The organism is Rhizobium sp. KNZ2-6A, from assembly GCF_056755475.1.
Genome location: NZ_JBNDIC010000059.1, coordinates 21915 through 31522, shown reverse-complemented (window position 1 = coordinate 31522; position 9608 = coordinate 21915). Strand labels below are relative to the sequence as shown.

Here is a 9608-nt window from a genome sequence, read left to right as displayed (position 1 = left end):
AGATGTGTATAAGAGACAGGATCATGACCGAAACCGCCCCTTCCTACGCGCTGACCCGTCCCGCCTATGTCGGCCAATCGCATCTCGTCGTCACCGACCTGCCGCAGGTGTCGCGTTTCTACCAGGACATGCTGGGCCTGAAAGTGATCGAGAAGACGGCGAGCGGCGAGGTTCTTGGTGTTGCGGGCCATCCCCTGCTGAGGCTGACGACGGATCGGGCCGCAACGCGCGCGCCGAAGACGGCGGCGGGCCTTTTCCATACCGCCTTCCTGATGCCGAGCCGCGTCGAGCTGGCGCGATGGCTTCGCCATGCCGCCCAAAACAATGTCGTGCTGGAAGGCGCATCGGACCATATCGTCAGCGAAGCCATCTATCTCTCCGATCCCGAAGGCAACGGCATCGAGATCTATGCCGACCGATCGCACGAGGAATGGACTTTCCACGATGACGGCACGGTCGAGATGGCCACGCTCCGGCTCGATCTGCAAAAGCTCTACGAAAGCGCTCCGCAGGATCGCTGGGAGGGCATGGCCGAGGGATCGGCCATCGGCCATATCCATCTGCAGGTGGGTGATGTGGCGGAAGCCAACGCCTTCTATCGCGACATGCTCGGCATGAAGGTCATGGCCGCGCGCTATCCCGGCGCGACCTTCCTTGCCACCGGCGGCTATCATCATCACCTCGGCGCCAATACCTGGAACAGCCGCGGCGCCGGTCTGCGCTCCGAACATATGGCCGGCCTTTCCGACTATACGCTGCGCTTCAACGACAAGGCCGCGCTCGATAGTGCCGTCGCCGCCCTGGAGCAGCATGAGATCAAGACCGAGAAACGCGACGGCGGCGTTTCGCTGCGCGACCCCTGGGGTATCGGACTGAACCTGATCGCTTGACCAGCCCCAAGTCGCTATCGCCTAAGCCCGTTGCGGAACCGGAACGGGCTTTTCGCGTTGGGGTAGCGAGGCGATTGTGCCTTTGGGAAGCTGCAAGGCATGGAAGTCGATAAAATCGTCACCACGCGATCGGAAACAACAGTTACATGCGAAGGCAAGACCGACGCAGAACGCAACACATCTCAAGATGAGCGCGACGAGGACAATATTTTCGACATGTCCCACGGATCGATGCGCGGCAGGCTCGACATCGCCGCGTCCTGGGCGACCATAGGCATCTTCCTCATCCTGGCTTTGGCCGGCGTCTACATGATGTCACTGATCCTCATTCCAGTGACGCTCGCGGTCGTCGTCGGCATGATCCTGGGACTGGCGGCGGAGAAGCTCAGCAAACTCGGCGTGCCCCGCGTCCTGAACGCCATTCTCCTGTCTTCGGCCGTGGCGCTGGTCATCTTCCTCGTCATCAACGCACTTGCCGGACCGGTCGCCAAACTCGCTCAGGAAGCGCCGGACTTCTTTCAGCGCACCTCCGACCGGCTGATGCCTTATCTCGACCGGTTCAAATGGCTGCATGTTTCGTCCGAAAGTCTTCAGGGCGGGCCGATGTCGATCAGCACCCTGCTGGAAAACAGCGGCAATGTCCTGCATGTCGTGTCGACCAGCCTGACGCCGGCCATCGTGCAAATCCTGATTTTCTTCGCGGCATTGCTGCTGTTTCTTGCCGGCAGGGTGAGCCTGCGCAGGACGATCATCCTGGCCTTTTCCACCCATGCGTCGCGGCTGACCGCAATCCGCATCCTCAATGCAGTGGAACAGGTGCTCGGCTTCTATTTTGCGACTGCCTCACTGATCTATGCGGGAGTTGGCGTTGCGATGACCGTCATCGCCTATGTCGGCGGCATGAGCGTGCCGGTGCTATGGGGCGTCTTCGCTTTCGTTTCGAGCTTCATTCCATTCCTGGGAATCACGACGATGACGATTGCACTGACGATCGCCGGTATCGTCACGCATTCCGACATCATCTTCGGCCTTGCGCCCGCCGTCGCATTTTTCGCCGTGCATCTGGCGGTTGAAAACCTCGTCTTCCCCGCCATCATGGGTCGCCAATGGGAGATCAATCCCTTCGTCGTCTTTCTCGCCATCCTCTTTTGGACATGGATGTGGGGTGCCGTCGGCGCCATGCTGGCCCTGCCGCTGTCGCTCATCGTCATGACCGTCATCGATGAGCTGTTCATCGAGGAAAAGGCCCAGCCGCAATTGCCGGGTTAACCCCTCAAACCCTTAATTCGTCGTGCCGTCGTCGCCCTTTTCGGGGATATCCTGCAGACGAACGAACTCCACGCCCTTCGCCTTCAGTGCGAGGATGCTGGCCGCTACCCCCTCGCCCGCCGCATGCGTCGGCTGGTTGATGTGGGAAATGATGACGTCGCCGTCCTTGGCGGAGGCATATTGCTTCTCCACCATCTTGGCCGGCAGCAGCGACCCGCTGTCGCCGTTCACTGAATAACCGGCAATCCGATATCCCATGCCGCGAATCTCAGCGATGGCGGAGGAGTTGTATTTCGCGGTCGCGCCGCGAAACCAGCGCGGCTGCGGAATCCCGGCTGCGATCATGGCGTCGGCGCCGCCCTTGACTTCCTGCGCGACAGCCTGCGGTGAGCCAGCGGCGGGGATGCCGTAGACCTTGGTTGGAATATCGACGGCCGGAATGTGGTTCTGTCCGTGATTTTCGAGTTCGAAGAGATCGGGATTGGCCAGGAAGACGGCGAGCGCATCGGGATTGGTGCGCAACCAGCGCGCGGTGACGAAGATCGTCGCCGGGATGCGCTGATCGACAAGGGTGCTCAGGATGCGCGGATCGGTCTTGCCCATGCAGGCATCGAAGGTGAGCGCGATACGGGGCGTGCCTCTGCCCGCCCGATTGACGTGCAGATGCGGCTCCACAAGCTTGGTGTTCGAGGCTGGCGCCTTCGGCGGCAGTTGCGGCCAGCCAGCGGGCGGCTGCTCCGGCTGCGCTGCAAGGACGGCGCGCGCGGCAAGCAGAACCATGAATGTCGGCAACAGGCGTTTCATCGAGGTGGCCACCGGGTGGATCAAACAAACGAAATCACGCGGCCGAATGATTATCATTTCAGCCGCAACGCCGCCATCATCCGGCAACACGCCGGAAATATGGCAAACCCGCGAGCTTCACGCTCATTTCACATCACAAATGTGCCAGGCACGGAAGCTCCGAAGTCCGGGCTTCAACCAGGCGGCGTCTATGTTACGATTGATATGAAGTTGCCGTAGCACTATCTGCGTATTTTTCCGTGCTCCCAAAGAGAGACATGCATGAGTCGCGATCCCTATGAAGTTCTGGGCGTCAAGCGGGACGCCCCGCAAAAGGATATTCAAAGCGCCTATCGCAAGCTTGCCAAGAAGCTGCACCCCGATCTCAACCCGGGCGACAAGCAGGCCGAGGACAAGTTCAAGGAAGTCTCGGCAGCCTACGGCATTCTCGGCGAAGAGGACAAGCGCGCGCGGTTCGACCGCGGCGAGATCGACAGCAGCGGCGCCGAGCAAGCGCCGCGTAACTATTATCGCGACTATGCGGCGAACGAAGGCCAGCGCGGCCGCTACCAGAACGCCGGCGGCTTTGCCGATTTCGGCGATGCCGACGATGTATTTTCCAGCTTCTTTTCGCGGCGCAGCCGAGGCCAATCCCAAATGAAGGGTCAAGACCGTCACTATACGATGGAGGTCGAATTTCTGGACGCCATCAACGGCGCGAAGAAGCAGATCAGCCTGCCCGAAGGGCCGGCGCTCGACGTCCAGATCCCGCCCGGCACCCGCGACGGGCAGACGCTTCGCCTCAAAGGCAAGGGTGATCCCGGCTTCGGCGGCGGGGTTGCCGGCGATGCGCTGATTGCGGTGCATGTCCGCCCGCATCACTTCTATACCCGCGATGGTGACGACATTCGGATGGAACTGCCGATCTCGCTGTCGGAAGCAGTGCTCGGCGGCAAGGTCCGGGTTCCGACGCCGTCCGGCCCAGTCACCGTTACCCTCGCGCCGAATTCCAACACGGGCAAGGTGCTGCGCCTGAAGGGCAAGGGCGCGCCCGTGCGCGGCAAGGACAACGGCGATGCCTATGTCTCCCTGAAGGTCGTTCTGCCGGAGGCGCCGGATCCCGAACTGACGCGCTTCGTTTCCGAATGGGAGGCGGGCAAGGCACAAGATCCCAGAAAGTCCATGGGAGGATAAGCGATGAACGAGAGCGAGTTTCGACTGCACCTCCAAATCGAGACCGCCGTGCTGGAAGTCTGGATCTCACAAGGCTGGCTGGTGCCGGAAGAGACGGATCAGGGCCGGAACTTTCGCGAAGCCGATATCGCGCGCGGCCGGCTGATCCTCGATCTCGATAGAGCAATGGGTCTCAACGAACCAGGCGTCGATGTCGTCATGGATCTGGTGGATCAGCTTCACAGCCTGAGGGCAACGTTGCGTGATCTGACGGATGCCGTCTGCCATCAGCCGATCGACGTGCAGGAACACATCCTGTCAGAGCTGACCCGCGTGGAGTCCCAGAGAAGGCGGTAACGTTCGGCCGCATCGGGTGATGGCGACATCAAGATGGAATATAGTCGCCGCAGCAATCTTCCGGGGTGCGGAAGCGCTCAGTCGTAGAGATAATGCTGCTGCCAGGCGTCGCGCGGCACCTTGTCGCCGATCTGGTAGCTCAGATCGCGAACGTGAATATGCTGCGGGCCGGTCACGCACATGTATGAGAGGTGATACCAATCACCCTTGCTGCGGAAAACCGCGCCGGGCGCATCCATCGAATCCGGCTTCATATCGGGATCGCCGAATGTATACGCGATCACCTTGTCCGGCTTGAAACCCGTCTTGTCCGTACCGATCCGCTTCATGGCTTCGGCATCGCATGCCTGCTCCATCCGCTCCGACGGATCGAGTTTCTCCAGCTGCTTCTTTATGGCCGGGTCGACAGCGAAGGCGGAGGTGGCGACGGAGGCCAATGGAATGAGGATAGCGAAGAGTTTCAGCATGAAGACCGGTCCCTTGCATTGTTTTGGATTTTGAGCGCGCCCGTTCCATCGGCGAAGGTCTTGACCGCCTTCATGTCGACGCACTGTATGCCGACTTCTGTAAAGAATGTGGTCTCATCAAGGCAGCACGCCATTCACGCCGGGAGCTGCCTGTTCGATTAAGATTAATGACGACGGCTTGCATGAAGCTTGAGGAGCGGACTTGCCGCTTGAACCTGAGGTCGCCGCCCTCTATTTCTCTCTTCTCTTCACATCCGACTTTCACACCAGAGAAAGTGCTCCAGTGCCAGTTTTCAAGAATCTTCCCGCCCCGCCCGTCGCCGAGAAAAAGCCGCTCACGGATACGCGTCACGGCATCGCCCGCACCGACGATTATGCCTGGCTGCGCGCCGACAATTGGCAGGCGATGTTCAAGGATCCGTCGATCCTGGCGCCGGAAATCCGGGCACATCTGGAAGCTGAGAACACTTACATGAACGCCGCGATGGCGGACACGAAGGAGCTGCAGAAGGTTCTTTTTGGCGAGATGAAGGGACGCATCAAGGAGGATGACAGCTCGATCCCGATGAAGGACGGCCCTTACGCCTACGGCACACTCTTCGTCACCGGCGGCGAGCAGCCCCACTTTTTCCGCGAACCGCGCGACGGCGGTGATCGCAAGCTGCTGTTGAACGGCGACAGGGAGAATGAAGGAAAGTCCTATTTCCGTCTTTCCGGCCTCGACCATTCCTCCGATCACAGCCACGGCATCTGGGGCTATGACGACAAGGGTTCGGAATATTTCACGCTGAAGATCCGCAATTTCGAGACCGGCGAGGATCTTGCCGATGTGATCGAGAATACGGGCGGCGATGCCGTCTGGGCGCCCGACGGCAAGAGCTTCTTCTACACGCTGCAGGACGAGAACCATCGCCCCTCGAAGATCTTCCATCACATTATAGGCACGCCGCAGTCGGACGACCGGCTCGTGTATGAGGAGGAAGATCCGGGCTTCTTCATGGGCGTCGGCGGCTCGTTGCTGGACGACTACATCTTCATCGATATCCATGACCACGAGACCAGCGAATATCGCATCATCCCGACCTCGGATCTCACCGCCGAGCCCAAGATCGTAGCCGAGCGCGAGACCGAAATCGAATATGAGATCACCGAGGGCGGCGACGTCTTCTACATTCTCACCAATGACGGCGACGCCAAGGATTTCAAGATCATGGAAGCGCCGGCGGAGAACCCAGGCAAGGAGAACTGGCGCGAGGTCGTGGCGCACAAGCCGGGCAGGCTGATCCTCAGCCATCTCGCCTATGCCCGCCATCTCCTCTGGCTGGAGCGCAAGGACGGCCTGCCGCGCATCATCATCCGCGACCGGCGCACCGGCGAAGAACACGCCATCGCCTTCGAAGAGGAAGCCTATGCGCTCGGCCTGCAGGGGGCTGCGGAATACGATACGGATATCATCCGCTTCTCCTATTCCTCGATGACGACGCCGAGCCAGCTCTACGACTACAACATGGTGACGCGCGAGCGCACCTTGCTGAAGACGCAGGAAGTCCCCTCGGGCCACGATCCGGCCGACTACGTCACGCGCCGCGTCTTCGCACCAGCCTGGGACGGCGAACGAGTGCCGGTGACGCTGCTCTATCGCAAGGACACGCCGCTCGACGGCTCGGCACCTTGCCTGCTCTATGGCTACGGCGCCTATGGCGTCACCATTCCGGCCGGCTTCAATACCAATTGCCTCTCGCTCGCCGATCGCGGCTTCGTCTATGCCATCGCGCATATCCGCGGGGGCAAGGACAAGGGCTTTGCCTGGTACGAAGACGGCAAGATGGAAAAGAAGACCAATACCTTCAAGGACTTCATCGCAGCCGCCGACTATTTGAATCAGGAGAAGTTCACCTCTTACGCGAAGATCATCGCCGAGGGCGGATCGGCCGGCGGCATGCTGATGGGCGCCGTTGCCAACATGGCGCCGGAGAAATTCGCGGGCATCATCGCCGCCGTGCCCTTTGTCGACGTGCTCAACACCATGCTCGACGACACGCTGCCGCTGACGCCGCCGGAATGGCCGGAATGGGGTAACCCGATCGACAGCAGGCAAGAATACGAGCAGATCGCCGCCTACAGCCCCTATGACAATGTCGGCGAGAAGCCCTACCCGCCGATCTTGGCGCTCGGCGGCCTCACCGATCCGCGCGTCACCTATTGGGAGCCGGCAAAATGGGTCGCCAAGCTGCGCGAGAAGACGACGAGCGACGCGCCCATCCTCTTGAAGACGAACATGGATGCCGGCCATGGCGGCGCTTCGGGCCGCTTCCAGCGCCTGGAGGAAGTGGCGTTCGAATATGCTTTCGCCGTCAAGGTCGCCGAGAAGATGTAAGCCGAACGGCGGGAGTGAGCCATGACCGTTTTCGTCGCCCTGCTGCGTGCCGTCAATGTCGGCGGCACCGGCATGCTGCCCATGGCGGACCTCAGAGCCCTCTGCGAGGAGATCGGCTTCACGGATGTGCATACCTATATCCAGAGCGGCAACGTCGTCTTTCGCACCGAAGAGGACGAGGCGACGGTGCAGGCTCTGCTTGAGAAGGCTCTGGCGCGCAAGATGGGCAAGTCTCCCGGTGTGATCCTGCGCAGCCGTGAGGCTCTGGAAAGGGCGGCTGACAATTCGCCCTTCCCGCATGCCAAGCCGAACTACCTGCTGGTCGCCTTCCTGCAGGATGCGGCGCCAAGTGATGCGCTGGACAAGCTCGTCGCACCCGGCGGCGAGGAGGTGCATATCGCCGGCAGGGAAATCTACGTGCACTATCCCGATGGTTCCGGACGCTCGAAACTGAAGCTGCCGGCGCTGAAGGCTGGAACGGCGAGAAATCTCAATACTGTACGGAAGCTTGCGGAGATGGCGCGCGAGCTGGAGGAGAGCTAGGAACGCGTCAGAAGCGTTTCATAGTCTCGACTGCCGAAGAATATGTTGGTGATGCGCACGCTCTCGTCTTCGACGACATAAAGAATAACAATGCTGCACTCGAAGACTGCCATCCGCAACTCCATGCCGAGATCGGGCTGGTTTCCTACTCAAGACAAGCGCCTTGCGCCGCCTCCCTGTCGGCCCTACCTTAGGAACATGAGCTCTCTTCCTTCCGAAACACAGGTACTTCAAGCACCGATTCAGTTCGACAACAGCTATACGCGCCTGCCGCCGCAATTCTTTGCGGATCAGGCGCCGACACCTGTCGCCACACCAAGGCTGATCAAGTTCAACGAGGCCCTGGCGCGGGAGCTCGGGCTCGATGTGGATGCCTTGAGCGAGAGTGCCGCGGCGATCTTTTCCGGGAACGAGCTGCTGCCGGGATCGCAACCGATCGCCATGGCCTATGCCGGCCACCAGTTCGGCAGTTTCGTGCCGCAGCTCGGCGACGGCCGTGCGATCCTTCTCGGCGAAGTCAAGGATCGGAATGGCAGGCGCCGCGACATCCAGCTCAAGGGTTCGGGGCCGACGCCATTTTCCCGCCGTGGGGATGGCCGCGCCGCAATCGGCCCGGTCCTGCGCGAATATATCGTCAGCGAGGCCATGTACGCCCTCGGCATCCCGACAACGCGGGCGCTTGCCGCGGTGACGACGGGTGAGCCTGTCTATCGCGAGGAAGTGCTGCCCGGCGCGGTCATTACTCGTGTGGCGGCGAGCCATATCCGCGTCGGTACGTTCCAGTTCTTCGCCGCGCGAGGCGATACGGAGAGCGTCAGGACGCTGGCGGATTATGTCATCGCCAGGCACTACCCTGAGATCAGAGACCGCGCCAATCCCTATCTCGCGCTGCTTGAGGCCGTTTCCGAGCGGCAAGCGGCGCTGATTGCGCGCTGGCTGCATGTCGGCTTCATTCATGGCGTCATGAATACGGACAATATGACAGTCTCAGGCGAGACGATCGATTTCGGTCCCTGCGCCTTTATGGATGCCTACGATCCGGCGACGGTCTTTTCGTCCATCGACCGCAACGGCCGCTACGCCTATGCCAACCAGCCGGCCATCGGCCAATGGAACCTCGCGCGCCTCGGCGAAACGCTCATTCCTCTGATCGACCCATCCGTCGAGACGGCGATCGAGTTGGCGAACACCATCATCAAGGCCTATGGCGAGCGCTTCCAGGCACGTTGGCTCTCAGGCATGCGCGCCAAGATCGGCCTTGTGAGCGAAGAGGACGGCGATCTGGACCTGATCCAGTCGCTGCTGGCGACGATGCAGCAACAGGGTGCGGATTTCACGCTCGCGTTCCGCCGGCTCACCGCCCTCGCCGCGGATGAAGACATCACCGATTTTGCCGCCACGTTCAGCGATCCGCAATCCACGGCGCCGTGGCTTGAACGCTGGCGGGAGCGCCTTAACCGCGATCCGCAGACGCCGGCGACGCGCGCGGCGGCGATGCGCAGGGTCAATCCGGCCTTCATCCCCCGCAATCACCGAATCGAGCAAGCTATCGAAGCCGCCGCCGAAGACGGTGATTTTTCCCTGTTCGAGGCATTGCTGAAGGTGCTCGCGGCACCCTATGTAGACCAGCCCGCCTTCGCACCCTATGCCGAGCCTCCGCTGCCGAGCGAGCGCGTGCTGCAGACCTTCTGCGGCACCTGAGAAAGCCGAAGGCATAAGCCCCGGGCATGCTTGCAAAGTCATCGTCTC

Annotated in this window: 9 protein-coding genes; 7 read left to right on the top strand and 2 right to left on the bottom strand. The window is 61.1% G+C overall.

The window, feature by feature from the left end:
* Window positions 1–23 precede the first annotated feature (23 nt).
* On the top strand, window positions 24–890 hold the full coding sequence (locus ACPYOP_RS28395) for a VOC family protein (protein WP_481413598.1): 867 nt from the start codon (window positions 24–26) through the stop codon (window positions 888–890).
* A 99-nt stretch (window positions 891–989) separates the two neighbouring features.
* Window positions 990–2159 carry an AI-2E family transporter gene (locus ACPYOP_RS28390; RefSeq protein ID WP_481413597.1) on the top strand — a complete coding sequence of 390 codons (1170 nt, stop codon included), beginning with the start codon at window positions 990–992 and terminating at the stop codon, window positions 2157–2159.
* A 12-nt stretch (window positions 2160–2171) separates the two neighbouring features.
* On the opposite strand, the gene ACPYOP_RS28385 is transcribed toward ACPYOP_RS28390, so the two are convergent.
* Window positions 2172–2963, bottom strand: coding sequence for a polysaccharide deacetylase family protein (locus tag ACPYOP_RS28385; RefSeq protein ID WP_481413596.1), 792 nt, complete (start codon window positions 2961–2963; stop codon window positions 2172–2174).
* A gap of 261 nt (window positions 2964–3224) precedes the next feature.
* Here ACPYOP_RS28385 and ACPYOP_RS28380 point away from each other — a divergent pair, with 261 nt between their 5' ends.
* Window positions 3225–4136 (top strand): DnaJ C-terminal domain-containing protein, encoded by a 912-nt coding sequence (locus ACPYOP_RS28380; RefSeq protein WP_481413595.1) that lies wholly within the window; start codon window positions 3225–3227, stop codon window positions 4134–4136.
* Between the two features lie 3 nt (window positions 4137–4139).
* A complete protein-coding gene (locus tag ACPYOP_RS28375) occupies window positions 4140–4472 on the top strand; it encodes a chaperone modulator CbpM (RefSeq protein ID WP_481413594.1) in 333 nt (110 codons plus the stop codon).
* Between the two features lie 77 nt (window positions 4473–4549).
* Here ACPYOP_RS28375 and ACPYOP_RS28370 read toward each other — a convergent pair whose 3' ends face one another.
* Window positions 4550–4939 carry a DUF930 domain-containing protein gene (locus ACPYOP_RS28370; RefSeq protein WP_481413593.1) on the bottom strand — a complete coding sequence of 130 codons (390 nt, stop codon included), beginning with the start codon at window positions 4937–4939 and terminating at the stop codon, window positions 4550–4552.
* Window positions 4940–5222: 283 nt separating this feature from the next.
* Here ACPYOP_RS28370 and ACPYOP_RS28365 point away from each other — a divergent pair, with 283 nt between their 5' ends.
* The 3 genes from ACPYOP_RS28365 (at window position 5223) to ACPYOP_RS28355 (ending at window position 9560) form a co-directional block, all read left to right on the top strand.
* The gene (locus ACPYOP_RS28365; protein ID WP_481413592.1) at window positions 5223–7316 is read left to right on the top strand and encodes a S9 family peptidase; all 2094 of its coding nucleotides are present in this window, start codon (window positions 5223–5225) and stop codon (window positions 7314–7316) included.
* Window positions 7317–7337: 21 nt separating this feature from the next.
* Window positions 7338–7859, top strand: coding sequence for a DUF1697 domain-containing protein (locus ACPYOP_RS28360; protein WP_481413591.1), 522 nt, complete (start codon window positions 7338–7340; stop codon window positions 7857–7859).
* 198 nt (window positions 7860–8057) lie between these two features.
* Window positions 8058–9560 (top strand): protein adenylyltransferase SelO, encoded by a 1503-nt coding sequence (locus ACPYOP_RS28355; protein WP_481413590.1) that lies wholly within the window; start codon window positions 8058–8060, stop codon window positions 9558–9560.
* The last annotated feature ends 48 nt before the right edge of the window (window positions 9561–9608 follow it).